Origin of the sequence: Streptomyces sp. NPDC013157 (assembly GCF_042899865.1) — a bacterium.
Taxonomy (GTDB): domain Bacteria; phylum Actinomycetota; class Actinomycetes; order Streptomycetales; family Streptomycetaceae; genus Streptomyces.
Window position 1 is genome coordinate 219,118 of sequence record NZ_JBIBAK010000019.1, and the last position, 23,588, is coordinate 242,705.

The window sequence follows — 23,588 nt, forward strand, 5'->3', positions numbered from 1 at the left end:
CTGTACGTCAGGACACTGCCGGATATGGAAGGACTTGAGACAGGGATCACAGGTGTCGGCGGAACCTCGCACCCGGTTTCGAAGGTCCCTCCTACGATCGCACCTCGCGCCCACAGGTTCGTACCACTGTGCCCCAAGGTAAGAATCCCTGGTGCCGATCACACTCCAGTACTGCGCGTAATCGGACTACCATCACCCCATGACCCGTGTACTGCTCGCCGAGGACGACGCGTCCATCTCGGAGCCGCTGGCCCGCGCACTGCGCCGGGAAGGTTACGAGGTCGAGGTGCGCGAGGACGGACCCACCGCGCTCGACGCCGGAATGCAGGGCGGCGTCGACCTGGTCGTGCTGGACCTCGGGCTGCCCGGCATGGACGGCCTGGAGGTGGCGCGCAGGCTGCGTGCCGAGGGCCACGCCGTGCCGATCCTCATCCTGACCGCGCGGGCCGACGAGGTGGACACCGTCGTCGGCCTCGACGCCGGTGCCGACGACTACGTCACCAAGCCGTTCCGCCTCGCCGAACTGCTGGCCCGGGTGCGGGCGCTGCTGCGGCGCGGTGCCGCGGAGCCGACGCAGCCGCCGGCCACGCACGGTGTGCGGATCGACGTCGAGTCGCACCGGGCGTGGATGGGCGACGAGGAACTCCAGCTCACGGCGAAGGAGTTCGACCTGCTGCGGGTGCTGGTGCGGGATGCGGGGCGGGTCGTCACGCGGGACCAGCTGATGCGGGAGGTCTGGGACACCACGTGGTGGTCGTCGACCAAGACGCTCGACATGCACATCTCGTGGCTGCGCAAGAAGCTCGGCGACGATGCGGCGAACCCGCGGTACATCGCTACCGTGCGTGGTGTCGGGTTCCGTTTCGAAAAGAGCTAGGTCGGCTACGCGCGTTGCGCCGTGGGTGGCTGATGAGGTGTGCGCGACTGGCCGTCGCCGTGGGCTGGTCGCGCCCCGCGGCGGTAGCCGCATATCGATAGCGCCCCGCGCCCCTGAAGGGGCGCTGAAGTGGCCGTTTCCCGGAGAGTGCCGTGCGTCGTCGTCTGATTCAGTCCACCCTCGCCGTCGTACTCGTCGTCATCGCCGTGTTCGGCGTCTCCCTGGTGATCGTCGAGAGTCGGACCATCAGCAACAGTGCCCAGGAACGCGTCGACTCCGAGGCGCTCCGCCTCGCCAGCATCGTCGACAGCCGGATCCTCGAGGACGAGGACGTCACCGCCGAGATACTGCGGAGCCAGGTCGGCAAGGAGCAGTACGCCGTCATCCGGATCCCGGGCAAGCCTCCGATCGAACTGGGTGTGAAGCCCGAGGGCGATGTCATCCACTACACGGCCGACGGTGAGGAAGGCGAGACGGTCACCGTCCAGGAGCCGCGGTCGACGGTGACCCGGGAGGTCGGCCGTACGCTGCTGATCATCGGGGCCGTCGCGCTGCTCGCCGTGATCGCCGCCGTGCTGCTCGCGATCCGGCAGGCCAACCGGCTGGCCTCCCCGCTCACCGACCTCGCGGAGACCGCCGAGCGGCTGGGGTCCGGCGATCCGCGCCCGCGGCACAAGCGGTACGGCGTACCCGAGCTGGACCGGGTCGCCGACGTGCTGGACTCCTCCGCCGAGCGGATCGGACGGATGCTCACCGCCGAGCGGCGCCTCGCCGCCGACGCCTCCCACCAGCTGCGCACGCCCCTGACCGCGCTGTCCATGCGGCTCGAGGAGATCACCCTCACCGACGACCCGGACATCGTGAAGGAGGAGGCGAACGTGGCGCTCACGCAGGTGGAGCGGTTGACGGACGTGGTGGAGCGGCTGCTGACGAACTCCCGCGACCCGCGCACCGGCTCCGCCGTCTCCTTCGACCTGGACGAGGTCATCCAGCAGCAGCTCGCCGAGTGGCGGCCCGCCTACCGCGGCGTGGGCCGGGCGATCGTCAGCTCCGGCAAACGGCACCTGCGCGCGGTCGGCACGCCGGGCGCGGTGGCGCAGGTGCTGGCCGCGCTGATCGAGAACTCCCTGATGCACGGGGGCGGCACCGTCGCCCTGCGGACCAGGGTGACCGGCAACCAGGCGGTGGTCGAGGTGACCGACGAGGGCGCCGGCGTCCCCGCCGACCTGGGCAACCGCATCTTCGAGCGGACCATCAGCGGCCGCAACTCCACCGGGATCGGGCTGGCCGTCGCCCGTGACCTCGCGGAGGCCGACGGCGGCCGCCTGGAGCTGCTCCAGGCCCAGCCGCCGGTGTTCGGCCTGTTCCTGTCCCGGACCCCGCCGCCGCACAAGCGGGACGACGACCTGCCGATGGTCCGCTAGGACCGACGGTCCGCCAGGACCTGCCCGCGGTGCCCTACCGGACCCGCTGCGCGGGCTGCTCGGCGTCGGCGGCCCGCTCCAGGATGGCCTCCGCGTCGGCGACCGTCTCACGCGCCGGCAGCGCCTTGAACACCCACGTGCGGTACGACCAGAAACGGAACAGCGTCGCCACGCCGATGCCGACGAACTTGAAGACGTTGCTCTGCAGCGGGCTGTCCCAGCCGAAGCCGTAGGTGGCCAGGTACAGCAGACCGTTCTCGATGACCAGGCCGACCGCGCTGAACAGCAGGAACAGGGTGAGTTCCTTGGTGCGGCCGCTCTTCTCGCGGTCCCGGTACGTCCAGTAGCGGAAGCCGAGGTAGTTGAAGATGATCGCGACGACCGTCGCTATGACGCTCGCCCGCACCACGGGCAGGTCGGTGACGTGCCGGACCAGGTTGAAGACGCCGAGATTGACGAGAATGCCGGCCCCGCCGACCGCGCCGAATTTGGCGACCTCGCGTACGAGCCGTTGCAGCCCCGAGGAACCACGTTCCATGGTTGTGCGGGCTCCCGTCCGTAGGTATTGCGACTCAGCCACTCTAACGACCCAGTATCTCCGATGCCTGTGGATGGCGACACAGGTCGGGAAAGGCTTGGGAAGAGCTCCGGAAAGGCACGGGAAAAGCGGGGCAAGAGGCGGCGAAGCGGCGGGTAAGAGCCCTGGTCGCGGGCGCGGAAACCGGCCACCCCGGCGTGGCCGATACCCTAGGGGCGTGACGTTCCCGGTAGTCGGCATGGTCGGCGGGGGTCAGCTCGCGCGTATGACGCACGAGGCAGGCATCCCGCTGGGCATCAGGTTCAAGCTCCTCAGTGACACCCCTCAGGATTCCGCGGCCCAGGTGGTGAGCGATGTCGTCGTCGGCGACTACCGCGACCTGGAGACGCTGCGTGCGTTCGCGCGCGGCTGCGACGTGATCACCTTCGACCACGAGCACGTGCCGACCGAGCACCTGCGGGCCCTGGAGGCGGACGGCATCCCCGTGCGCCCCGGCCCGGACGCGCTGGTGCACGCCCAGGACAAGGGTGTGATGCGGGCGAAGCTCACGGAGATCGGCGTGCCGTGCCCGCGGCACCGGATCGTGGCCGACCAGGAGGACGTGGTCCGGTTCGCGGCCGAGGGCGACGGTTTCCCCGTCGTCCTGAAGACCGTGCGCGGCGGCTACGACGGCAAGGGCGTGTGGGTCGTCGAGACCGCGGAGGAGGCCACCGACCCCTTCCGGGCCGGCGTGCCGGTCCTCGCCGAGGAGAAGGTCGACTACGTCCGCGAGCTCGCCGCCAACGTCGTACGCTCCCCGCACGGCCAGGCCGTCGCCTACCCGGTGGTGGAGTCGCAGCAGGTCAACGGCGTCTGCGACACCGTGATCGCGCCCGCTCCCGACCTGGACGAGACCCTCGCCCTGCAGGCCGAGGAGATGGCCCTGCGGATCGCCAAGGAACTGGGCGTGGTCGGCCACCTGGCCGTCGAGCTGTTCCAGACCCGCGACGGCCGCATCCTCGTCAACGAACTGGCGATGCGCCCGCACAACTCCGGTCACTGGAGCCAGGACGGCGCGATCACCAGCCAGTTCGCCAACCATGTGCGGGCCGTTCTGGACCTGCCCCTGGGCGACCCGCGGCCCCGCGCCAGGTGGACGGTCATGGTCAACGTCCTCGGCGGCGACTACCCGGACATGTACTCCGCGTACCTGCACTGCATGGCCCGCGACCCGAAACTGAAGATCCACATGTACGGCAAGGACGTGAAGCCCGGCCGCAAGGTCGGTCACGTCAACACCTACGGCGACGACCTGGACGACGTTCTCGAGCGCGCACGTCACGCTGCCGGCTACCTGAGAGGCACGATCACCGAATGAGCCCCGTTGTTGGCATCGTCATGGGTTCGGACTCCGACTGGCCCGTGATGGAGGCCGCCGCCAAGGCCCTGGACGAGTTCGAGATCGAGTACGAGGTCGATGTCGTCTCCGCGCACCGGATGCCGCGCGAGATGATCACGTACGGCGAGCAGGCCGCCGAGCGCGGCCTGAAGGTGATCATCGCGGGTGCGGGCGGCGCCGCCCACCTCCCGGGCATGCTCGCCTCCGTCACGCCGCTCCCGGTCATCGGCGTCCCGGTCCCGCTGAAGTACCTGGACGGCATGGACAGCCTGCTCTCCATCGTGCAGATGCCGGCCGGCGTCCCGGTCGCCACCGTCTCCGTCGCCGGCGCCCGCAACGCGGGTCTGCTGGCCGCCCGCATCCTCGCCGCGCACGACGAGGACCTCCTGCACAAGATGCGCGACTTCCAGCAGGACCTCAACGACCAGGCCACCGAGAAGGGCAAGCGGCTGCGTGCCAAGGTCGAGGGGCCGAGCGGCTTCGGCTTCGGCAAGTAGGACTCCGGGAAGCAATACGCAATGACGTCCCTCGATGAAGCCCGGTCCCTGCTGCGCGAGTTCCCGGTCGTCGACGGCCACAACGACCTGCCGTACGCACTGCGCGAGCAGGTCCGCTACGACCTCGACGCCCGTGACATCGCCGCCCACCAGAACGCGCACCTGCACACCGACATCCCGCGCCTGCGCGAGGGCGGGGTGGGCGCGCAGTACTGGTCGGTGTACGTCCGCTCGGACCTGCCGGGCGCGGTCCCGGCGACCCTCGAACAGATCGACTGCGTACGCCAGCTGATCGCCCGTTACCCGGCCGACCTGCGGGCCGCGCTGACCGCCGCCGACATGGAGGCGGCACGCGCCGAGGGCCGTATCGCCTCCCTGATGGGCGCGGAGGGCGGCCACTCCATCGACAACTCGCTGGGCACCCTGCGCGGCCTGTACGAGCTGGGCGTGCGCTACATGACGCTCACCCACAACGACAACAACGACTGGGCGGACTCGGCGACCGACGAGCCGAACGTGGGCGGTCTGTCGGCCTTCGGCCGCGAGGTCGTGCGCGAGATGAACCGCCTGGGCATGCTGGTCGACCTCTCCCACGTGGCGGCCACCACCATGCGCGCCGCCCTGGACACCACCGCCGCCCCGGTGATCTTCTCCCACTCCTCCTCCCGGGCCGTCTGCGACCACCCCCGCAACATCCCGGACGACGTCCTCGAGCGCCTCCCCGGCAACGGCGGCATGGCGATGGTGACGTTCGTACCGAAGTTCGTGCTCCAGGCGGCGGTCGACTGGACGGCGGCGGCCGACGAGAACATGCGCGCCCACGGCTTCCACCACCTCGACACCACCGAGGAGGCGATGAAGGTCCACCGGGCCTTCGAGGAGACCAACCCGCGCCCGATCGCCACCACCGCCACGGTCGCCGACCACCTCGACCACATGCGTGAGGTCGCCGGCATCGACCACCTCGGCATCGGCGGCGACTACGACGGCACGGCCTTCACCCCCGACGGCCTGAACGACGTCTCCGGCTACCCCAACCTCGTCGCCGAGCTGCTGGACCGCGGCTGGTCCAGGCCCGACCTGGCGAAGCTGACCTGGCAGAACGCGGTCCGTGTGCTGGGCGCGGCGGAGGACGTGGCCCGCGGCCTCCAGGAGACGCGGGGGCCGTCCCACGCGACCATCGCCGAGCTGGACGGCTGAGGCCGTCCGCAAGGGCCGGGCGTTCGGGGCGTACCCCCGAACGCCCCGTCCACCAGGAACCCTCCCGGGCAGGCGTGCGACGGTGAGCTACAGCCCCTTCACGACGTAGCTCACGACGACGTACGGAGCCCTTCATGGCCGACCTCCAGCACGACATCCACACCACGACCGAGGTCGGCAGGGAGGACGGCCTCCCGGACGACCCGTTCCGGTTCCCGCTGGAGTCCGGTGCCTCGGTCCTGGAACGGGCCCACGCGCTGCTGGAAGCGCATCCGGTCGCGGACGGCTACTGCGCGCTGCCCCGGGCGCTCGGGCCGTTGCCGTGGTACGACCTGGAGCTGGGCGAGACGGCTGTGGACACGGACGTGCCCCGGCTGCGCGAGGGGCACGTGGGCGCGCTGTTCTGGTCGCTGGACCTGCCGGCGGGGGAACGGGGCGACCGGGCCGTGGGTGCCACCCTGGAGCAGCTGGACCTGGTGCGCCGGGTGGTCGAGACCCACCCGGAGGGGCTCCGGCTGGTGCGCACCGCCGGGCAGGTCATCGACGCCCGCAACTGCGGCCGGGTCGCCGTGGTGCTCGGCCCCGCCTCCGCCGCCGCCCTCGACGACTCCCTCGGCATCCTGCGGGTCCTGCAGTCCCTGGGCCTGCGGGTGCTCTCCCTGGCCGGTGCCGCCTGGGCGGGGGAGGAGGGGCTGACCCGGTTCGGCGAGGAGGTGGTCCGGGAGATGAACCGGCTCGGGGTGCTCGCCGACCTGTCCGGAGCCCCGGAGATCACCCTGGCCCGGGTGCTCGCGCTCTCCAAGACACCGGTCCTGTGCACCCGCTCCGCCGCGGCGGCCGTACGCCCGCACCCCGCCAACCTCTCCGACGAGCTGCTCGGGCAGCTGGGGGAGCACAAGGGCGTGTGCATGGTGCCGCTGGCCGCCGAGCAGACCGGGCCGACCGTCCCGGACGTCGCCGACCACCTCGACCACGTCCGCGTGGTCGCGGGCCCCGAGTGCGTCGCGCTGTCCGGCACCTACGACTCCGGCGCCGCCCACCCCCGCGACCTCGACGACACCTCCCGCTACCCCCACCTGATCGCCGAGCTGCTCCGACGCGGCTGGTCGGAGACCGAGCTGTCCCTGCTGACCTGGGGAAACGTCCAGCGGGCCCTGCGCAGCGCCGACTTCACCGCCCGCGCGACCCAACGCCGCAGGGAACCGAACCCGCCCCGCCCGGCGGACACCGAGGCCTGACCAGCCGTTCCGGCCAGTCGTTTCGGTCAGTCGATCCGGTCAGTCGTTCCGGTCAGTCGATCCGGCACAGACAGAACGGATGCCCGGCCGGGTCGGCGAACACCCGGAAGTCCTCCGCCACGGGGTCCTCCTCGCGCCGCAGCAGCCGCGCCCCCAGCGCCAGCACCTTCTTCTCCGCCGCGTCGACGTCCTCCCACGTCGGGCCCGCGTCGAAGTCGAGATGGAACTGCTGCGAGTCGTGGTCGGCCCGCGGCCACTGCGGCGGGACGTACCCCTCCGCCAGCTGGAAGCCCAGCCGCAGTCCGTCCGGCAGCCGCAGCACGACCCAGTCGTCCTCCTCGGCCACCAGAGTGCCCCCGACGACGGCCGTATAGAAGGCGGCCAGGGCGTGTGGGTCCGGACAGTCGATCACCACGTTGCGCAAGCGCGCGACGGACGCCATGAGCGCTCCTTCTCTCAGCCGGCGCAGAGACAGAACGGGTGCCCGGCCGGGTCGGCGTACACCCGGAAGGTGCGCTCCCGATCCGATGCGTCCAGCGGCTTCGCGCCCAGATCCAGCACCCCCTTCTCGGCCGCGTCCAGGTCGTCCACCACCAGGTCCAGGTGGAACTGCTGCGAGTCGTCGGGCGCGGGCCACTGCGGCGCCACGAATCCGGGCGCCTTCTGGAACGCCAGCGCCTGCCCGCCGGGCACCGTCAGGTCCACCCAGTCCCCGTCCCCCTCGACACTGCCGCCCAGCACCCCGGCGTAGAAACCGGCGAGCGCGGACGGGTCGGGGCAGTCCAGGACGACGACACCGAGCTTGGCGAGAGCCATGACTTCCTCCTCGAAGTCGGAGTTACCTCTAGAGCCGTTCAACCAGTAACTTCGGTTACCGCATGCTCCCGCAGTGGGAGTAACGTCGCAAGCGGATTTCGGAGGTAACTTGCAGGGATGAGTGAGAGATCGCCCGCGCCGGGCGGCCTGGCCCTGGTCGAGGCCCTGGTGAACACCCTGGACCTCGAGTCCGGCGCCGACGCGCTCGGCACGGCGGACGGCAGGGCACGCCTCGGCATCACGGAGGCGGACCTCCCACCGGTGCGCGCCCTGCGCGAATCCCTGCGCGCCACCCTTCTCGCGCACGCCGGGTACCCCCCGCACCAGGAGGTCACCCCACTGGGCGAACTGCTCGCGCAGGCCCCCCTGCACGTCGCCGTCGACCCCGCCGACGGCTCGGCGACCCTCGCCCCCGCCGACCCCGCCCCCCTGCTCTCCCGCATAGCCGCGGCCGTCGCCACGGCCGCGATCGAGGGCACCTGGACCCGCCTCAAGGCCTGCGAGGCCGACACCTGCCACTGGGCGTACTACGACCGCAGCCCGGCCGGCCGCGGCCGCTGGTGTTCGATGCAGGTGTGCGGGGCGCGCGCCAAAATGCGCCGGTACCGGGCCAAGGACCGGTAAGCCACAGCCGGTTCACCGGAAAACCGTGTGCCGGGTGGTGCAGAATGCAACAAGACACCGGTTCGGCCGACTGAGCCTCGGCCGAACCGGTGTCGCCTTTTTTCTCCTTTTTCTCCTTGGCGGACGCCCTGTGATGAAGCGCCCCGCACTGCAGCGCCCCGAAAGGGGCGCTGGGGGCACCCCCGGCCGAAGGCCGGGGGAGGAACTGCGCGACCAGCCCCCACGCACCCGCAGCCTCACGCGGTGGGACGCCCCATGGCGCGATACGTCCACCCGGCCCGCCGCCAGCTCTCAGGATCCAGCGCGTTACGCCCGTCGAGCAGCACGCGAGCCGCGGCCACCTCTCCCAGCACCGCCGGATCCAGCTCCCTGAACTCCCGCCACTCGGTGAGGTGCAGCACCACATCGGCCCCCCGCACACACTCCTCGGCGCTACCGGCGTAGCCAAGCGTCGGGAACAGCTTCCGGGCGTTGTCCATCCCCTTCGGGTCGTACACCGTCACCTGGCCGCCCTGCAGATGGATCTGCCCGGCGACGTTCAGCGCCGGCGAGTCCCGGACGTCGTCCGAGTCCGGCTTGAACGTCGCGCCGAGCACCGCGACCCGCTTCCCGAGGAAGGACCCGCCGCCGAGCGCGTCCCGGGCCATCTCGACCATCTGCCCCCGGCGCCGCATGTTGATGGAGTCGATCTCGCGCAGGAAGGTCAGCGCCTGGTCGGCGCCCAGCTCACCCGCCCGGGCCATGAAGGCGCGGATGTCCTTCGGCAGGCAGCCGCCGCCGAACCCGATCCCGGCGCGCAGGAACTTCTTCCCGATCCGGTCGTCGTGCCCGATCGCCTCCGCCAGCTTGGCCACGTCCCCGCCCGCGGCCTCGCACACCTCCGCCATCGCGTTGATGAAGGAGATCTTCGTGGCCAGGAAGGAGTTCGCCGAGGTCTTCACCAGCTCGGCCGTCGGGAAGTCGGTCACCACGAACGGCGTACCCTCGCCGACCGGCGTCGCGTACACCTCGCGCAGCAGCTTCTCGGCGCGTTCGCTGCGCACGCCGACCACGATCCGGTCTGGGTGCAGCGTGTCGTTCACGGCGAAGCCCTCACGCAGGAACTCCGGGTTCCAGGCCAGCTCGGCATCGGCCCCGGCCGGCGCGTTCTCGGCGAGGTAGGCGGCCAGCCGCTCCGCCGAGCCGACCGGCACCGTCGACTTGCCGACGACGAGGGCGGGCGCGGTCAGATGCGGGGCCAGTGACGCGATCGCGGAGTCGACGTACGACATGTCGCAGGCGTACTCGCCGTGCTTCTGCGGGGTGTTCACGCAGACGAAGTGGACGTCGCCGAAGGCGCCCACCTCGGCCCAGTCGGTGGTGAAGCGCAGCCGCCCGGAGGAGCCCTCGAAGCCCGCCACGTGCCGGCGCAGCAGCTCGTCGAGCCCCGGCTCGTACATCGGGGTCTCGCCGCGCTCCAGCATCGCGATCTTCTCGGGTACGACGTCGAGCCCGAGCACCTCGAAGCCGAGCTCCGCCATGGCCGCGGCATGCGTGGCGCCGAGATAGCCGGTGCCGATCACAGTGATCTTGAGGCTCATGGAATGCTCCAGCTCGGGGACGTTGGTGCTGCTGCGGGGCCGAGCATAACCGGGCGCCCTTGCGGGCAACTTTCCCGCTGTCGCGTACCTCACGTCACCGTTCCGTGGGCTGCGTTCTAAACTTTGAGTTACTTAACAGTAATTAGCGTCGGCACCATCTCGTCTGGAGTGAGAGACCTTGGCCGGATCGGCTGACTTCGACCTGTACCGCCCGTCCGAGGAGCACGACATGCTCCGGGACGTCGTCCGCGCGCTGGTCGAGGCGAAGATCGCCCCGTACGCCGCCGCGGTCGACGAGGAGGCCCGCTTCCCGCAGGAGGCTCTCGACGCCCTGGTCGCCAACGAGCTGCAGGCCGTGCACGTCCCCGAGGAGTACGGCGGGGCCGGTGCCGACGCGCTCGCCACGGTCATCGTGATCGAGGAGGTCGCCCGTGCCTGCGTCTCCTCGTCCCTCATCCCGGCCGTGAACAAGCTCGGCTCGCTCCCGGTGATCCTCTCCGGCTCCGAGGATCTGAAGAAGAAGTACCTCACGCCGCTGGCCAAGGGCGACGCGATGTTCTCGTACTGCCTCTCCGAGCCGGAGGCCGGTTCCGACGCGGCCGGCATGAAGACGAAGGCGGTCCGTGACGGCGACCACTACGTCCTCAACGGCGTGAAGCGCTGGATCACCAACGCGGGCGTCAGCGAGTACTACACGGTGATGGCCGTCACCGACCCCGAGAAGCGCTCCAAGGGCATCTCCGCCTTCGTGGTCGAGAAGTCCGACGAGGGCGTCTCCTTCGGCGCCCCGGAGAAGAAGCTCGGCATCAAGGGCTCGCCCACCCGCGAGGTCTACTTCGACAACGTCCGCATCCCCGCGGACCGCATGATCGGGGCCGAGGGCACCGGCTTCGCCACCGCGATGAAGACCCTGGACCACACCCGCATCACCATCGCCGCCCAGGCCCTCGGCGTCGCCCAGGGCGCCCTCGACTACGCCAAGGGCTACGTCCAGGAGCGCAAGCAGTTCGGCAAGCCGATCGCCGACTTCCAGGGCATCCAGTTCATGCTCGCCGACATGGCCATGAAGATCGCCGCCGCCCGCGCCCTCACCTACCAGGCCGCGGCCGCCTCCGAGCGCGGCGACGCCGACCTCACCTTCCAGGGCGCGGCGGCCAAGTGCTTCGCCTCCGACGTCGCCATGGAGGTCACCACGGACGCCGTCCAGCTCCTCGGCGGCTACGGCTACACCCGTGACTACCCCGTCGAGCGCATGATGCGCGACGCGAAAATCACCCAGATCTATGAGGGCACGAACCAAGTTCAGCGGATCGTCATGGCCCGCAACCTGCCATAGCCACCACGGCATCCGGCGAGAAGGCGCCCCTCGGGGCGCCTTTCTCGTGCGTGTCCTCGAATGGCACTACTGGACGGTCGGGATTAGGACGGGAACCACACGGGGACCGCTCCGGACCCCGCCCCCACCTGGAGGAGCCATGACCCAGACCGGACCCATGACGGCCATGTCCAAGCAGATGCAGGAGTGCGTCAACATGTGCATGGCCACCCACACGATGTGCGAGGAGACCCTGAGCTCCTGCATGTCGATGGAGGGCGGCCAGGCCCACATGCGCATCATGCGCGCGCTCATGGACTGCTCCGAGGCGACCCGCATGTGCGCCGACATGATGATGCGGCGTTCGCCGCTCTCGCCCGAGATGTGTGCGATGTGCGCCAAAGCCTGTGACATGTGTGCCGAGGCGTGTATGTCCATGCCCGACGACCCGCAGCTGAAGCGCTGCGCGGAGGCGTGTCGCCGCTGCGCCGAGATGTGTCGCTCGATGGCGACGATGCCCATGTGACGTCCCGGCCCCCACACGCCGGTCGAGGGCACCCACCGGGTGCCCTCGACCGGGACCGTGGCCGGCCGCCGCCGCTGCGGCGTACGGCCTAGTTGCCGCTGACGGTGACCTTCTCGTCGTTCTTCAGTTCGTCCACCAGGGTCTTGACCTTGGCCTTGTCCCAGACGAGGTTGCCGCCCGTGGAGCCGGAGATCGGCATGTTCATCGAGATGCCGTCGCCGCCGTTGACGTCCTTCATCGCGAAGAACATCGAGCCGAGGTCCCACAGGCTCATGTCCTTGTCGACGGTGAGGGAGTCGAGGCCCGCGCCGAGGGTGGGGTAGAGCTTGAAGGGGTTGAGGATCGTCCCCGGGGTGGCCACCTGGTGGGCCAGGGCGGCCAGGAACTTCTGCTGGTTCTTGGTGCGCTGGAGGTCGGACGTGGCGAAGGCGTGCCGGGTACGGACGAAGGCCAGGGCCTCCTCGCCGTTCAGGGTCTGCTTGCCGGCCTTGAAGTCCGCGCCCGAGTACTTGTCCTTGAAGCCCTTGTCGATGTCGATCGTGACACCGCCGACCGCGTCCACGATGTTCGCGAAGCCGGCGAACCCGATCTCCACGTAGTGGTCGATGTGCAGGCCGGTGTTGTACTCGACCGTGCGGACCAGCAGCGTCGGGCCGTCCTCGGCGTAGGCCGCGTTCAGCTTCGTGTGGCGGCCGGTGCCCTTGTAGACCTTGCCGGACGTCGACCCCTGGTACGACGGGATCTCCACGTCCGAGTCACGGGGCAGCGAGATCAGTGTGTCGCCGTTGTCGCCGACGTGCAGGATCATCATCGAGTCCGTGCGCTTGCCCTCGGCCGAACCCGTGTGCAGTTCCTTCTTCTGCGCGTCGGACAGACCCTGGCGGCTGTCGGAGCCGACGATCAGGTAGTTGGTGCCCTTGCCCGCCGCGGGACGGTCGATGACCTTCGAGAGGTCGACGTCCCGGTGCAGCTTGGAGTCGGCCCAGAAGTAGGTCGCGACGGACGTGACGATCAGCACACTGAGGACGACGATCGCCGTCCACTTGATCCGCTTGCGCCAGTTCGGTGCGCGACGCGGGACGGGCTCGTACACACCGCCGCCCTCGCCACCCCCGGGACCGCCGCCGTAGACCTGGCCCGTGTTGTACCCGCTGTCGTAGCCGTCGTACCCGCCACCGTCGTCGTACCCGCTGTTGTACGACGGCTGCTGCGGGACCCCGGCGTAACCGCCGCCGCCCTGCTGCGGGGCGCCGTACGGCGGAGCCGACGGCTCTCCGCGCCGTACCTGGCGCATCACGCGGGCGCCCTCAGGCTGCGCGCCTGCACTACCGCGTCCGTATCGGTTGCCGCGGTTGCCGTCCGACCATCCCTCGGGCCATTCGCTCATGGGCCCCAGTGTGCAGGCAGCGACTGTGCCTCTTACAAGGGTCGTAGGAAAATCAGGGCACCGCTGTTGCGAAGCCGACACAAATTCCGCGATTGTCGCTTCCGCATAAGGTAGGCGCCATGACAGACCAGGCCCCCGAGGCGGAATCCGATATACCCGGCAAGCCGACGTCCGCGTCCCGGACCACGCTGAGCCACATCATGACCCACGGCGACACCAACCTCCTCGGGACGGTGCACGGCGGTGTGATCATGAAGCTCGTGGACGACGCGGCGGGCGCGGTCGCCGGGCGCCACTCGGGCGGTCCTGCCGTCACCGCGTCCATGGACGAGATGGTGTTCCTGGAGCCGGTCCGCGTCGGCGACCTCGTCCACGTCAAGGCCCAGGTCAACTGGACCGGCCGGACGTCGATGGAGGTGGGGGTGCGGGTCCTCGCCGAGCGCTGGAACGAGTCGACTCCCGCCACCCAGGTCGGTTCGGCCTACCTCGTCTTCGCGGCGGTCGACGCGGACGGCAAGCCGCGCCGGGTACCGCCGGTGCTACCGGAGACGGACCGGGACCGCCGGCGCTACCAGGAGGCCCAGATCAGGCGGACCCATCGCCTGGCCCGCCGCCGGGAGATCAGGGAACTGCGCGAGCGCAGGGTGGCGGAAGGGTACGTGGACTAGGGCGGTGGGTCGTCGGCCGCGGCTCCGTCGTGGCTGGTCGCGCAGTTCCCCGCGCCCCTGAAAGCACGGGGTTGCACGGCGCCCTGCTTTCAGGGGCGCGGGGAACTGCGCGAGCAACCCCCACGCACCCGCACCCGACCGACGGCCCTCAGCACACCTTCTCGTCCCCCCGGATGACAGAAGCCTGCCCCTGCGGCGCCGGCGTATCCACCCGCACCTTCCGCACCGCCCCCTTGAAGTCCGCCCCCACCGTCACCCGCAGCACCGGCCCCAGCCCCGGCACGGCCCTCAGCTCGCTGCCCGGCAGTGCCGCCGCCAGGGACCGGGCCGAGCGGTCCCACCGCGGGTCGAAGGAGACCACCGTCCGCTTCACGTCGCGGTGCGCGGCGGTCACCGGCCGGTGGTTCGTCGCGAAGCCGGTCGCCGCCAGCGCCGCGTCCATCCGCCGCGCCACCCCCGCCGTGGCCGTGCCGTTCTCCACCTGGACCCGGATCGTCGCCGGCGCCACCTCCACCGTCGCCGGCGGCGGCCCCTGCGGCTTCGGCGCGGCCGCGGGCGGATGCGCGGGCGCGGGCGGTGCGAGCGGCTTGTCGTCGCGCAGGGACCGGAACAGCCGGTCCGACCCGGCCCGGTCCCACTTCAGCGTCGAGCCGATGCCCTTCACGGGGTACGCCAGCTGCCCGATGGGGACGGTCGTGAACTCGGACGAGGACGGGGAGAAGTTACGCATCGCCCGGCCGAGGTCCAGCAGTTCGTCCGTGCCGAAGCCCGTGTCGGCCCGTACCGACCCCAGCACCGCCCGCGTCACGTCCCGGAACCGGATCGGGTTGAGCAGGACCCCGCTCGACGTGGCCCGCTCGATCAGCGAGGCCAGGAACCGCTGCTGGCGCTTCATCCGGCCCAGGTCGCTCGCCGCGTCGACGTGCCGGGCGCGGACGTACTGCAGGGCCTGTCCGCCGCCCAGGGTGTGGGTGCCGGGGGAGAGGTTCAGGCCGGTGTAGGAGTCCTTCATCGGCAGGGCGGTGCAGACCTGGACCCCGCCGAGCACGTCGACGGTCCGCATGAACGTGATGAAGTCGACCTCCAGGTAGTGGTCGATCTTCAGATGGGTCATGTCCTCGACCGTGCGGACGGTCAGCTGCGGGCCGCCCTCCGCGTAGGCCGCGTTCAGCTTGATGGGGTGGGCCGGGTACGGGCGGTGCGTCGTCTCGTCCACGTGCGCCGGGACCTCGGCGTACGAGTCGCGCGGCAGGCTGACCACCGTCGCCCGCTCCCGGTCCGCCGAGATGTGCACGATCATGATCGTGTCGGTGCAGTGGCAGGGCGCCCCGCCCAGCCGGTACTTGCGCCGCTCCCGCTCGGTGATCTTGTCGCGGCCGTCGGTGCCGACCAGCAGCACGTTCATGCCGTGGCCGGCGGCGGGACGGTTCTTCATGTCCTTGAAGGGGTCGACCCGGGCGATGTCCGCGTCCAGGCCGGCCATCACCGAGTGCCCGATCCCGGCCGACGCCAGCACCACCACCGAGAGTGTGGTCACCGCCCGCATGGCCCAGCGCGGCCGCCGGGGCCTGCTGGGTCGTACCGGCGGCCGCGGGGCCTGACGGGTGGGCTGCGGTCGGCGCTGCGGCCGGACGGGCCGGGCGGGGGACCGGGGCGGGCTGGCGGACAAAGGACACCTCCGGACGAGGCCGTACGTGGGATCCGTGAGCACGGTAGGCCGATACGACCTTCAGCCCGCGGCACCGTCGATGCGGCGCGCACCGGTGTCCCCCGTTCGCGGTAACGTGAGCGTCCTATGAACGCCAAGCCCGACGTGCGGCACCCCGCAGTTTCTGTGATCATGCCCGTCCTCGACGAGGAGCGGCACCTGCGCGGGGCCGTCCAAGCGATCCTCGCGCAGGAGTACGCCGGCGAGCTGGAGGTCGTCATCGCCCTCGGTCCGTCCAAGGACCGCACGGACGAGATCGCCGCCGAGCTCGTGGCCGAAGACCCCCGCGTGCACACCGTCCCGAACCCGACCGGGCGCACCCCGGCCGCGCTGAACGCCGCGATCAAGGCCTCCCGGCACCCGATCGTGGTCCGCGTCGACGGCCACGGCATGCTCTCCCCGAACTACATTGCGACCGCCGTCCGCCTCCTGGAGGAGACCGGCGCGCAGAACGTCGGCGGCATCATGCACGCCGAGGGCGAGAACGCCTGGGAGCAGGCGGTCGCGGCGGCCATGACCTCGAAGATCGGCGTCGGGAACGCCGCCTTCCACACCGGCGGTGAGGCCGGGCCCGCCGAGACGGTCTACCTCGGTGTCTTCCGGCGCGAGGCGCTGGAGCAACAGGGCGGCTACAACGAGGAGTTCATCCGCGCCCAGGACTGGGAGCTGAACTTCCGGATCCGCGAGGCCGGCGGCCTGATCTGGTTCTCGCCGGAGCTGAAGGTGTCGTACCGGCCGCGGCCGAGCGTGAAGGCGCTCGCCAAGCAGTACAAGGACTACGGCCGTTGGCGGCACGTCGTCGCCCGCTACCACGAGGGCTCCATCAACCTGCGCTACCTCGCCCCGCCGACGGCGCTGTGCGCGATAGCCGCGGGGGTCGTCGTCGGGGCGCTGGTCACCCCGTTCGCCTTCGTGGTCCCGGGCGGCTACCTCGCGGCGATCGTCGCCGGGTCGCTCCCGGCCGGCAAGGGGCTGCCGCTGAAGGCGCGTCTGCAGGTCCCCGTCGCCCTCGCCACCATGCACATGTCGTGGGGGTACGGCTTCCTGACCAGCCCCAGGTCGCTGGCGAAGCGGGTCATCGCGTCCCGTCGCCCCGCGGTGCTCAGCCCGTCCTCGAACTGAGCACCGGCCCCTCGGGCGTCACCAGGTGTAGTCCGGGTCGACGTGCATGCACGCCTTGGTGTCCGAGGCGTTGAGGGCGTTCGCCGACGCCGGGGTGGTGTCGTCGTCGGCGGTGTACTCGGTGCCCGAGCGCCAGTCGGCACCGACGACCAGGGTGACGCCGTCGACGTCGGCGGACTTCTTCACCTGGTCGGTGGGGATGCCCAGGACCTTCGCGACCCGCTGGGCGTCGCCCGCCAGGTCCGCGCTCGGATAGCGCACCAGCGTCTCGTCCTCGCTCAGCAGCGCCGAGGTGTCGGCGGCCGCCTTGGCGAAGCCCTTGCCGACGAGCAGTGCGGTGACGGCGGCGGCCCGGCCGGTGACGGCGGACTCGGTGCTGCTCTTCGTGCCGTTCTGCACCTGTACGGCGATCCTGTCGTCGGCCGCGGCCTTGTCGGTGACCTTCGTCGTGGCCGTCGTCGTCTTCTTATCGTCCTTGCCGTCCAGCGCGACGTCCTCGCGGACCAGCCGCCACAGCTTGGCCGCGTCGGTGGGCCTGGGCAGGACGCGGTTGCCGTCGGAGGAGTACACGAACGGCATCGTCGTCATGGTGATGCGGTTCGTGGGGACCTTCTTCAGCTCCTTGCTCAGGTCGTAGAGCTTGGTGACCGAGCCGAGGCCGGTGTCGACCGTGAGCGCCTTCGTGGCCGTCTCGGCGAGCCCCAGCAGCTTGTCGGGGTTGCTGAGGGTGGCGTTGGAGCGCAGCTGGCGGACCATCGAGTTCATGTACATGTGCTGGGCCTTGGTCCGGGCTATGTCGCTGCCGTCCTCGAAGCCGTAGCGGGTGCGCAGCCACTGCAGGGCCTGCTTGCCCTTGACGGAGGTGGTGCCCTTCTTCAGCTTCAGGCCGGAGCCGTGGCCGGTGGAGGTGTGCGAGTAGATGTTGGCGTCCACGCACACCGGCACCCCGCCGATCGCGTCCGCCATGGACACCACGCCCGAGAAGTCGACCATCATGAAGTGGTCGATGTGGATGTCGGTGAGCTTCTCCCAGGTGGCCACCGTGCAGCCGGGGCCGCCGCGTTCCAGCGAGGCGTTGGTCATCGTGTCGGCGGTGGCCGCGTACACCTTGCCGGTCTTGGCGTCGGTGCACGTGGGGATGGACACCAGTGTGTCGCGGGGCATGGACACCACCGACATGTTGGTGCGGTCGGCCGACACGTGCAGCAGCATCTGGACGTCGGCGCGGGCGGCGGTGCCGATGTCCCTGGCGCCGCCCAGCTTCACGTTCTCGGCGGTGTCCCGGGCGTCGGAGCCGATCAGCAGGATGTTCAGCGGGGTCTGGCCGGCCGCGTTCGCCTTGGTCTTCGTGGCGCGGTCCTTGGAGTCCCCGATGTTCAGGGACTCCTTCTTGATGTTGCCGTTGAGGTGCTCGTAGTACAGGTACCCGGCGGTGGCGGTGCCGGCCATGGCCAGCGCCAGGACCGAGGCGGACCAGCGTACGATCCGGCGTCTGCGGCGTCTGCGGTCACCGTCCGCGCCGCGTCTGTTCTGCCGGCCGCCACCGTCCTGGGGCGTGAGAGACATGGTGTCCTCGACCGAGACCACGTCGGACACCTCCCCCCGCACACTGCTGCGCACCACGTTGCCCGCCCTCCCGCTCGCACCTGCCACCGCGCCCGGAACTCCCGGGCACCTGGGCACGGCGGCAGTGTCATGCAGCGGTTTAGGAGTCAGCTGTGGCTACCTGTGCGGACCTGTGTGCTCCCGCTACCAGCGATAGGGCGCGTACACGTCCATGCACTGCTTGGTGTCCGAACCGTTGATCGCGTCGGCGTTCTCCGGCAGGTCACCGGCCTTCGGCGCGGACTGCTTCGGGTATGCCGTCCCGTCCCGCCAGTCGGAGCCGACGACGAGCGTGACCCCTGACACATCGGTGGTCTGCTGGACCTGGCTCGTCGGGATGCCCATGGCCTTGGCGACCGCCTGGGCGTCGCCCTCCAGGTCCGCGCTCGGGTACTGCACGACCGTCTTCTCCACCGACGCCGCGGCCCCCGAGGTGTCCGCCGCCGCTCTGGTGTAGCCCTTGGCGGCAAGCTCCTGGGCGAGCGTCCGAGCCCGGCCGCCGACCGCGGCCTCGGTGGCGGTACCGGTGGCGTTGCGCACCAGCACGCCGAGGCTGCCCGCGGAGACGGACGGCTCCTTGGCCGGCTCGGCACTCGCCGTGGTCTTCTTCTTGCTCTCCTTGGCGCTGCCGTTCTTGTCGAACGCCACGTCGTCGCGGAGCATCTGCCACATCTTGGCGGCGTTGGTGCCGTCCGGCACGAGGTGGTCCTTGTTCTGCGGGTCCTGGACGTTCGGCATCGTGAGCGAGGTGATGCGGTCCGTCGGCACCGACTTGAGCTGCATGCCCAGGTCGTAGAGCTTCTTCGGGGTGCCGATCTCCTCGGAGACCGTCAGCGACTTGGTCGCCGCCTCGGCGAGGTCCATCAGCCTGCCGGTGTCGGTGAAGACGTTCTGCCCCTTCAACGTGCGGATCATCGAGTTGAGGTACATGTGCTGGGCCTTGGCCCGCAGTGGGTCACTGCCCCAGGCGTGCCGGGTGCGCAGCCACTGCAGGGCCTTCTCACCCTTCACCTTGTGCGTGCCGGCCGTCATCTTCAGCCCGGAGCCGCCGGGCACCGCGGCCGTCGGCCGGTCCCACACGTTCTGCTTCACGCAGACGTCGACCCCGCCGATGGCGTCCGCCATGTTCACCACGCCCGAGAAGTCGATGGTGATCCAGTGGTCGATGTAGACCCCGGTGAGGTTCTCCCAGGTGGCCAGCGTGCAGCCGGCGCCGCCGCGGGCCAGCGACTCGTTGATGATGGTGTTGGTCGCCGGGTACACCTTGCCGGTCTTCGGGTCCGTGCACTTGGGTATGTCGACGCGGGTGTCCCGGGGGATGCTCACCATCGCCGCGCTCTTCCGGTCCGCCGACAGGTGGATCAGCATCTGCACGTCGCCGAGCGGCGGGCTGCCCCGGTCGTACTTGGCGCCGCCGAGCTTCACGTTCTCGTCGGAGTTACGGCTGTCGGAGCCGATCAGCAGGATGTTCAGCGGCGTCTGGCCGGCCGCGTTGGCCGCGGTCTTGCGCGCCTTGGCGTCGCCGATGTCGCGCCGGCCCTTCTGGATGTTGCCGTTCAGGTGCTGGTAGTAGAGGTAACCGGCTCCGGCCGTACCGAGGATCACCACCGACAGCACGGTCGCCGACCAGCGCAGCACCCGCCGGCCGCGCTTCCCCCGGCCGCCGTGCGAGCTGCCCGTGCGACGCCCGCCGCCGGTGCCGCCGGGCGCGCCGGGCGCCGTCGGTGCCTTGCGTGCCTTCGGTGCGAGGGACATCGTGTCCTCGACCGCAGGCACCTCCCCCCGCACATCGCTCTGCGTCAACTCCCTGCCCTCCCCACCCTGCGCCCTGCGCGCACAGGCCCGCCGCCACGCCCCCCGTCGGACGCCACACGGACCACACGGGTCCGCCCCGCGCCCGGTTAGACGCGCGACGGACCCATAGGGTTACCTGCTTATTCGCTGTTACTTGGCGGTGGTGTGACGTAACTCTTCGTCGCGAAGCCCTACTTGGCGCAGGTCACCTTGTCCGCCGTCGTCTTGCTGTCCACGTCCGGCGCCTTTGTCGGAGTGGTGAGGGAGACTCCCGCCCCCTGGAAGTCCTTGCCCAGCGTCAGGGTGATCGCGGGCAGGCCCTGGGAGTTGATCACGCTCTTGCCGGGCTTCATCGCGGAGCCGGACAGCCCCATGAGACTGGCCAGTTCACGCGCCTGAGCGGCCTGGTCGGGCGCGTACTCCAGGGTGGTCTTGCTGAGTTCGGCGTCCGCGTTGCCGGCGTTCTCGGACTTGAGGACGCCCTCCTGGTTCTGCAGCCAGCTGAGGGTCTCCTGGGCGCTGCCGGCCGGGGCCCCGCCGTTGAGGATCCGCACCCGCACCTCGGCGGCCGCGGACTTGCTGCCCTCCAGCCGGGCGGCGGCCGCGTCCTTGCTGGCCTGTGCCTGCTTCTTCTTGACGGCCGTGAAGGAGACGTCGTCCTTGATCGCCTGGAAGACGGCGGGGGCCTTTGTCTCGTTGAGCACGACGGTCGCCTTCACCTTCTCCGCCGGGTTGTCCAGCACCGGGATGGTGGTGAAGGTCAGGTTCTTCGGGTTGAGCTTGCCGAGCTCCAGACCGAGGTCCTTCAGCTTGCCGATGCTGTCCAGCTGGGAGTCGACGGTGAGCGCCTTGGTGCCGACCTCGGCCAGCTTCAGCAGCTTGGTCGGGCTGGTGAGCGTCGAGTTGGAGCTGAGCTTGCGCATCAGGGCGCTCAGGAACTGCTGCTGGAGCTGGATCCGGCTCAGGTCGCCGCCGAAGCCGACCGAGTGCCGGGTGCGCACGAACGCCAGCGCGGTCTCGCCGGAGATCTTGTGGGTGCCCTTGGACAGCTTCAGGTGCGACTGCTTGTCGTCGATGTCCTTGCCCAGGCAGACCTCGACGCCGCCGACCGCGTCGGTCAGCGTCTTGACCGCGTTGAAGTCGGCCACCATGAAGTTGTCGGCCTGGATCCCGGTCAGCTCGGTCACCGTGCGCACGGTGCAGCTGGCGGTACGGCCGTCCTGGCCGAGGCTGGTGTTGAACCGGACGCTCTCGGTGCCCGCGATGACCTTCTCGCTCCCGTCCGACTGCTCCGTCTGGCAGTCGGGCACGTCGACGATGAGGTCACGCGGGATGCTCAGCGCGGTGGCGTTCGAGCGGTCCTTGGAGATGTGCAGCAGGATCGTGGTGTCGGCGTGCCCGACGCTGCCGGCGTCGCCGTAGCCCTCGTTGCCCGAGCCCGTCCGCTTGTCGGTGCCGATGATCAGCAGGTTGATGGCCTTGTCCTTGCTGAAGCCACCGGTGCTCGCGCCGTCGTCGGAGACGGACGTGATGTTGTCGTTGAGGTGCTTGATGTAGAGGTAGCCGGCGGCCGAGGCGGCGACCAGCACGAAGGCCATCGTGCCGCCGGTCCACAACAGGACCTTCTTGGCCTTCGACTTCTTCTTCACCGGCTGCCGCCGCGAACGGCGCCCGGTCGGCGGCTCGGGCTCGGCGCGCCGTCTGCGCTGCCCCGGAATCTCCGGGGTCGCGGTCTCCCGGGTAGCGCCCGCGCCGGTGCCCGGCGAGGCCGGTCTGCGCGGTCCGGGTACCGGCGACTGCGGTGCGGAAGGCGTCAGTCGCAGTTCGTATTCACCGGTGTTCGGATTGAGCACCCACTGGTCTGCGGGATCGATGTTGTCCGCCCGCCCACGGCCTTGCGCGTCCACGGTTGTCCGAATCCTCCGTCGGGGCCACGCGGCGCCTTCCCCCCACCAAGGCGCTCGGTCACGTTTCGCGGTGCGCGACCCCAGGACGGACCTCGCGGCCGGGTGCACCGGAGCGCTCACACTATCCGCCCAGTTCAGCGTCGAGTGACGCCAGTGACAAATTCGTCCTCCCTACAACCGGGCAATCCTCTCATTTAACTGACAACGAACGGCACGGAAGTTCGCCGCCTTGGCGCGTGCTTTACTCGCAACTGTCCTCGGCGGCGGTGTTACCGCGAAACGCGGACGCCGAGGAGTCCCCGGCGGAGGAAGAGCTCTTCTTGGCGACCTTCACCGGCCGGTCGGCCCGCAACAGCGCGAACAGCGCGTCCGCCCTGCCCGCCACCAGCTGGTCCCGGTTGGAGTCGTACACATACGGCTCCCGCGGCACGGTGAGGAACTGCACCTGGTCGGTGGGGATGTCCCGCAGCCCGCGGACCAGCTGGTACAGACCCCGCAGACTGGCGAGCTCCGGATCGGTGGTGAGCGCGGAGGTCGCCGCGTCCAGCAGCGGGTAGAGCTTCGCCGGGTTCAGCAGTACGTCACTGCTCTGCACCTTGTTGACGAGCGCCGCCAGAAACTGCTGCTGGCGGTCCATCCGGCCGGTGTCACTGCCGTCCCCGAGCGACTTGCGCACCCGTACGTACCCCAGCGCCTGCTCCCCGTCGAGGGTGACCCGCCCGGCGGGCAGCCGCAGCTTCGCCGCCTTGTCGTCGATCGGCCTCTTCAGGCACACCTGCACCCCGTCGATCGCGTCGACCATGTCCTTGAACCCGCTGAAGTCGACGACGACGTGATGGTCGATCCGGATGTCCGTGAGCTTCTCGACGGTACGGATGGTGCAGGCCGAACCCCCCACCTCGAAGGCCGAGTTGAACAGCGTGAACGAGGGGTCGCTGCGCCGCCCGTCGTCGCGCAGGCACTCGGGCACGTGCACCATCAGGTCCCGGGGCAGCGAGACGGCGGTGGCGCTGCGTCGGTCGCGGGCGAGATGGAGCAGGATGGTGGTGTCGGAGCGTTCGGTGCCCGAGTCCTTGCCGTAGCGGCGGTTGCCGTTCCCGGCGCGGGTGTCCGACCCGATGAGGAGGATGTTCTGCGCGCCCCGCACCAGCGCGGTGGGCCGCTCCCGCTCGTACCGGGCGAGCTCGGCCTCGGCCGCCTCGTCGGCGGTGATGTTGTGACTGAGCTTGGCGTACAGGGCCCAGCCGCCGCCGACGGCCCCGACGAGCACCACCCCGACCCCGAGCGCCGCCCCCCGTACCCAACGCCGACGCCGCCGCCGGGCAAGCCCGTACCCGGTGGCGGATGCCCCTACGACGTCGGTCACTCCTCAACAGTGCCTCGG

Annotated in this window: 21 protein-coding genes; 11 read left to right on the forward strand and 10 right to left on the reverse strand. The window is 70.2% G+C overall.

Annotated elements, in window-relative coordinates:
• The first annotated feature begins 199 nt into the window (after positions 1–199).
• Together ACFY6U_RS42345 and ACFY6U_RS42350 are read left to right on the forward strand one after the other, a co-directional pair.
• The gene (locus tag ACFY6U_RS42345; protein ID WP_390047061.1) at positions 200–877 is read left to right on the forward strand and encodes a response regulator transcription factor; all 678 of its coding nucleotides are present in this window, start codon (positions 200–202) and stop codon (positions 875–877) included.
• Between the two features lie 152 nt (positions 878–1,029).
• Positions 1,030–2,301, forward strand: a complete 1,272-nt coding sequence (locus ACFY6U_RS42350; protein WP_390047063.1) for an ATP-binding protein — start codon at positions 1,030–1,032, stop codon at positions 2,299–2,301.
• A 34-nt stretch (positions 2,302–2,335) separates the two neighbouring features.
• Here the strand turns inward: ACFY6U_RS42350 and ACFY6U_RS42355 are convergent, their stop codons facing one another.
• Entirely contained in the window at positions 2,336–2,839 is a 504-nt protein-coding gene (locus ACFY6U_RS42355; protein ID WP_390047065.1) for a GtrA family protein, read from the reverse strand.
• Positions 2,840–3,056: 217 nt separating this feature from the next.
• Here ACFY6U_RS42355 and ACFY6U_RS42360 point away from each other — a divergent pair, with 217 nt between their 5' ends.
• The 4 genes from ACFY6U_RS42360 to ACFY6U_RS42375 all read left to right on the forward strand — a co-directional run bounded on the left by ACFY6U_RS42360 (position 3,057) and on the right by ACFY6U_RS42375 (position 7,152).
• Complete coding sequence (locus ACFY6U_RS42360; protein WP_390047067.1) at positions 3,057–4,196, forward strand: 5-(carboxyamino)imidazole ribonucleotide synthase; 1,140 nt, start codon at positions 3,057–3,059, stop codon at positions 4,194–4,196.
• Positions 4,193–4,714: a 5-(carboxyamino)imidazole ribonucleotide mutase gene (purE, locus tag ACFY6U_RS42365; protein ID WP_390047069.1), complete on the forward strand. Its 522-nt coding sequence runs from the start codon at positions 4,193–4,195 to the stop codon at positions 4,712–4,714. Before ACFY6U_RS42360 ends, purE begins: the two co-directional genes overlap by 4 nt.
• 21 nt (positions 4,715–4,735) lie before the next feature.
• Positions 4,736–5,914 (forward strand): dipeptidase, encoded by a 1,179-nt coding sequence (locus ACFY6U_RS42370; RefSeq protein ID WP_390047071.1) that lies wholly within the window; start codon positions 4,736–4,738, stop codon positions 5,912–5,914.
• A 134-nt stretch (positions 5,915–6,048) separates the two neighbouring features.
• The gene (locus ACFY6U_RS42375) at positions 6,049–7,152 is read left to right on the forward strand and encodes a dipeptidase (RefSeq protein ID WP_390047072.1); all 1,104 of its coding nucleotides are present in this window, start codon (positions 6,049–6,051) and stop codon (positions 7,150–7,152) included.
• A gap of 52 nt (positions 7,153–7,204) precedes the next feature.
• On the opposite strand, the gene ACFY6U_RS42380 is transcribed toward ACFY6U_RS42375, so the two are convergent.
• Together ACFY6U_RS42380 and ACFY6U_RS42385 are read right to left on the reverse strand one after the other, a co-directional pair.
• Complete coding sequence (locus tag ACFY6U_RS42380) at positions 7,205–7,594, reverse strand: VOC family protein (protein ID WP_351489330.1); 390 nt, start codon at positions 7,592–7,594, stop codon at positions 7,205–7,207.
• 14 nt (positions 7,595–7,608) lie between these two features.
• Complete coding sequence (locus ACFY6U_RS42385; RefSeq protein ID WP_351489333.1) at positions 7,609–7,968, reverse strand: VOC family protein; 360 nt, start codon at positions 7,966–7,968, stop codon at positions 7,609–7,611.
• 117 nt (positions 7,969–8,085) lie between these two features.
• On the opposite strand from ACFY6U_RS42385, the gene ACFY6U_RS42390 reads away from it, so the two are divergent.
• Entirely contained in the window at positions 8,086–8,592 is a 507-nt protein-coding gene (locus ACFY6U_RS42390) for a CGNR zinc finger domain-containing protein (RefSeq protein WP_351489335.1), read from the forward strand.
• Between the two features lie 236 nt (positions 8,593–8,828).
• Here the strand turns inward: ACFY6U_RS42390 and ACFY6U_RS42395 are convergent, their stop codons facing one another.
• Positions 8,829–10,172 carry a UDP-glucose dehydrogenase family protein gene (locus ACFY6U_RS42395; protein WP_390047075.1) on the reverse strand — a complete coding sequence of 448 codons (1,344 nt, stop codon included), beginning with the start codon at positions 10,170–10,172 and terminating at the stop codon, positions 8,829–8,831.
• A 178-nt stretch (positions 10,173–10,350) separates the two neighbouring features.
• On the opposite strand from ACFY6U_RS42395, the gene ACFY6U_RS42400 reads away from it, so the two are divergent.
• Together ACFY6U_RS42400 and ACFY6U_RS42405 are read left to right on the forward strand one after the other, a co-directional pair.
• Positions 10,351–11,508 (forward strand): acyl-CoA dehydrogenase, encoded by a 1,158-nt coding sequence (locus tag ACFY6U_RS42400; RefSeq protein ID WP_093502170.1) that lies wholly within the window; start codon positions 10,351–10,353, stop codon positions 11,506–11,508.
• A 139-nt stretch (positions 11,509–11,647) separates the two neighbouring features.
• The gene (locus ACFY6U_RS42405) at positions 11,648–12,013 is read left to right on the forward strand and encodes a four-helix bundle copper-binding protein (protein WP_390047077.1); all 366 of its coding nucleotides are present in this window, start codon (positions 11,648–11,650) and stop codon (positions 12,011–12,013) included.
• Positions 12,014–12,101: 88 nt separating this feature from the next.
• Here ACFY6U_RS42405 and ACFY6U_RS42410 read toward each other — a convergent pair whose 3' ends face one another.
• Positions 12,102–13,400, reverse strand: coding sequence for an LCP family protein (locus tag ACFY6U_RS42410; RefSeq protein ID WP_390047079.1), 1,299 nt, complete (start codon positions 13,398–13,400; stop codon positions 12,102–12,104).
• 119 nt (positions 13,401–13,519) lie between these two features.
• Between ACFY6U_RS42410 and ACFY6U_RS42415 the strand changes: the two genes are divergently transcribed.
• Positions 13,520–14,068 carry an acyl-CoA thioesterase gene (locus ACFY6U_RS42415; RefSeq protein ID WP_390047081.1) on the forward strand — a complete coding sequence of 183 codons (549 nt, stop codon included), beginning with the start codon at positions 13,520–13,522 and terminating at the stop codon, positions 14,066–14,068.
• A gap of 148 nt (positions 14,069–14,216) precedes the next feature.
• On the opposite strand, the gene ACFY6U_RS42420 is transcribed toward ACFY6U_RS42415, so the two are convergent.
• Positions 14,217–15,614, reverse strand: a complete 1,398-nt coding sequence (locus ACFY6U_RS42420) for an LCP family protein (RefSeq protein ID WP_390047083.1) — start codon at positions 15,612–15,614, stop codon at positions 14,217–14,219.
• A gap of 249 nt (positions 15,615–15,863) precedes the next feature.
• Here ACFY6U_RS42420 and ACFY6U_RS42425 point away from each other — a divergent pair, with 249 nt between their 5' ends.
• Positions 15,864–16,898 carry a glycosyltransferase family 2 protein gene (locus ACFY6U_RS42425; RefSeq protein WP_390047085.1) on the forward strand — a complete coding sequence of 345 codons (1,035 nt, stop codon included), beginning with the start codon at positions 15,864–15,866 and terminating at the stop codon, positions 16,896–16,898.
• An 18-nt stretch (positions 16,899–16,916) separates the two neighbouring features.
• Here the strand turns inward: ACFY6U_RS42425 and ACFY6U_RS42430 are convergent, their stop codons facing one another.
• The 4 genes from ACFY6U_RS42430 to ACFY6U_RS42445 all read right to left on the reverse strand — a co-directional run bounded on the left by ACFY6U_RS42430 (position 16,917) and on the right by ACFY6U_RS42445 (position 23,570).
• Positions 16,917–18,464 carry an LCP family protein gene (locus ACFY6U_RS42430; protein ID WP_390047147.1) on the reverse strand — a complete coding sequence of 516 codons (1,548 nt, stop codon included), beginning with the start codon at positions 18,462–18,464 and terminating at the stop codon, positions 16,917–16,919.
• A 183-nt stretch (positions 18,465–18,647) separates the two neighbouring features.
• Positions 18,648–20,258 carry an LCP family protein gene (locus ACFY6U_RS42435; protein ID WP_390047087.1) on the reverse strand — a complete coding sequence of 537 codons (1,611 nt, stop codon included), beginning with the start codon at positions 20,256–20,258 and terminating at the stop codon, positions 18,648–18,650.
• A 230-nt stretch (positions 20,259–20,488) separates the two neighbouring features.
• Complete coding sequence (locus ACFY6U_RS42440; protein ID WP_390047089.1) at positions 20,489–22,204, reverse strand: LCP family protein; 1,716 nt, start codon at positions 22,202–22,204, stop codon at positions 20,489–20,491.
• A 241-nt stretch (positions 22,205–22,445) separates the two neighbouring features.
• Positions 22,446–23,570, reverse strand: a complete 1,125-nt coding sequence (locus ACFY6U_RS42445; protein WP_390047091.1) for an LCP family protein — start codon at positions 23,568–23,570, stop codon at positions 22,446–22,448.
• Between the last annotated feature and the right edge of the window lie 18 nt (positions 23,571–23,588).

Bases quoted from the DNA above. Each gene is read 5' to 3' on its own strand.
- ACFY6U_RS42355 (WP_390047065.1), bottom strand. From the start codon at position 2,839: ATGGAACGTGGTTCCTCGGGGCTGCAACGGCTCGTACGCGAGGTCGCC.
- purE (WP_390047069.1), top strand. From the start codon at position 4,193: ATGAGCCCCGTTGTTGGCATCGTCATGGGTTCGGACTCCGACTGGCCC.
- ACFY6U_RS42425 (WP_390047085.1), top strand. From the start codon at position 15,864: ATGAACGCCAAGCCCGACGTGCGGCACCCCGCAGTTTCTGTGATCATG.
- ACFY6U_RS42430 (WP_390047147.1), bottom strand. From the start codon at position 18,464: ATGTCTCTCACGCCCCAGGACGGTGGCGGCCGGCAGAACAGACGCGGC.
- ACFY6U_RS42405 (WP_390047077.1), top strand. From the start codon at position 11,648: ATGACCCAGACCGGACCCATGACGGCCATGTCCAAGCAGATGCAGGAG.
- ACFY6U_RS42370 (WP_390047071.1), top strand. From the start codon at position 4,736: ATGACGTCCCTCGATGAAGCCCGGTCCCTGCTGCGCGAGTTCCCGGTC.
- ACFY6U_RS42345 (WP_390047061.1), top strand. From the start codon at position 200: ATGACCCGTGTACTGCTCGCCGAGGACGACGCGTCCATCTCGGAGCCG.
- ACFY6U_RS42390 (WP_351489335.1), top strand. From the start codon at position 8,086: ATGAGTGAGAGATCGCCCGCGCCGGGCGGCCTGGCCCTGGTCGAGGCC.
- ACFY6U_RS42435 (WP_390047087.1), bottom strand. From the start codon at position 20,258: ATGTCCCTCGCACCGAAGGCACGCAAGGCACCGACGGCGCCCGGCGCG.
- ACFY6U_RS42375 (WP_390047072.1), top strand. From the start codon at position 6,049: ATGGCCGACCTCCAGCACGACATCCACACCACGACCGAGGTCGGCAGG.
- ACFY6U_RS42420 (WP_390047083.1), bottom strand. From the start codon at position 15,614: ATGCGGGCGGTGACCACACTCTCGGTGGTGGTGCTGGCGTCGGCCGGG.
- ACFY6U_RS42380 (WP_351489330.1), bottom strand. From the start codon at position 7,594: ATGGCGTCCGTCGCGCGCTTGCGCAACGTGGTGATCGACTGTCCGGAC.
- ACFY6U_RS42385 (WP_351489333.1), bottom strand. From the start codon at position 7,968: ATGGCTCTCGCCAAGCTCGGTGTCGTCGTCCTGGACTGCCCCGACCCG.
- ACFY6U_RS42410 (WP_390047079.1), bottom strand. From the start codon at position 13,400: ATGAGCGAATGGCCCGAGGGATGGTCGGACGGCAACCGCGGCAACCGA.
- ACFY6U_RS42395 (WP_390047075.1), bottom strand. From the start codon at position 10,172: ATGAGCCTCAAGATCACTGTGATCGGCACCGGCTATCTCGGCGCCACG.
- ACFY6U_RS42415 (WP_390047081.1), top strand. From the start codon at position 13,520: ATGACAGACCAGGCCCCCGAGGCGGAATCCGATATACCCGGCAAGCCG.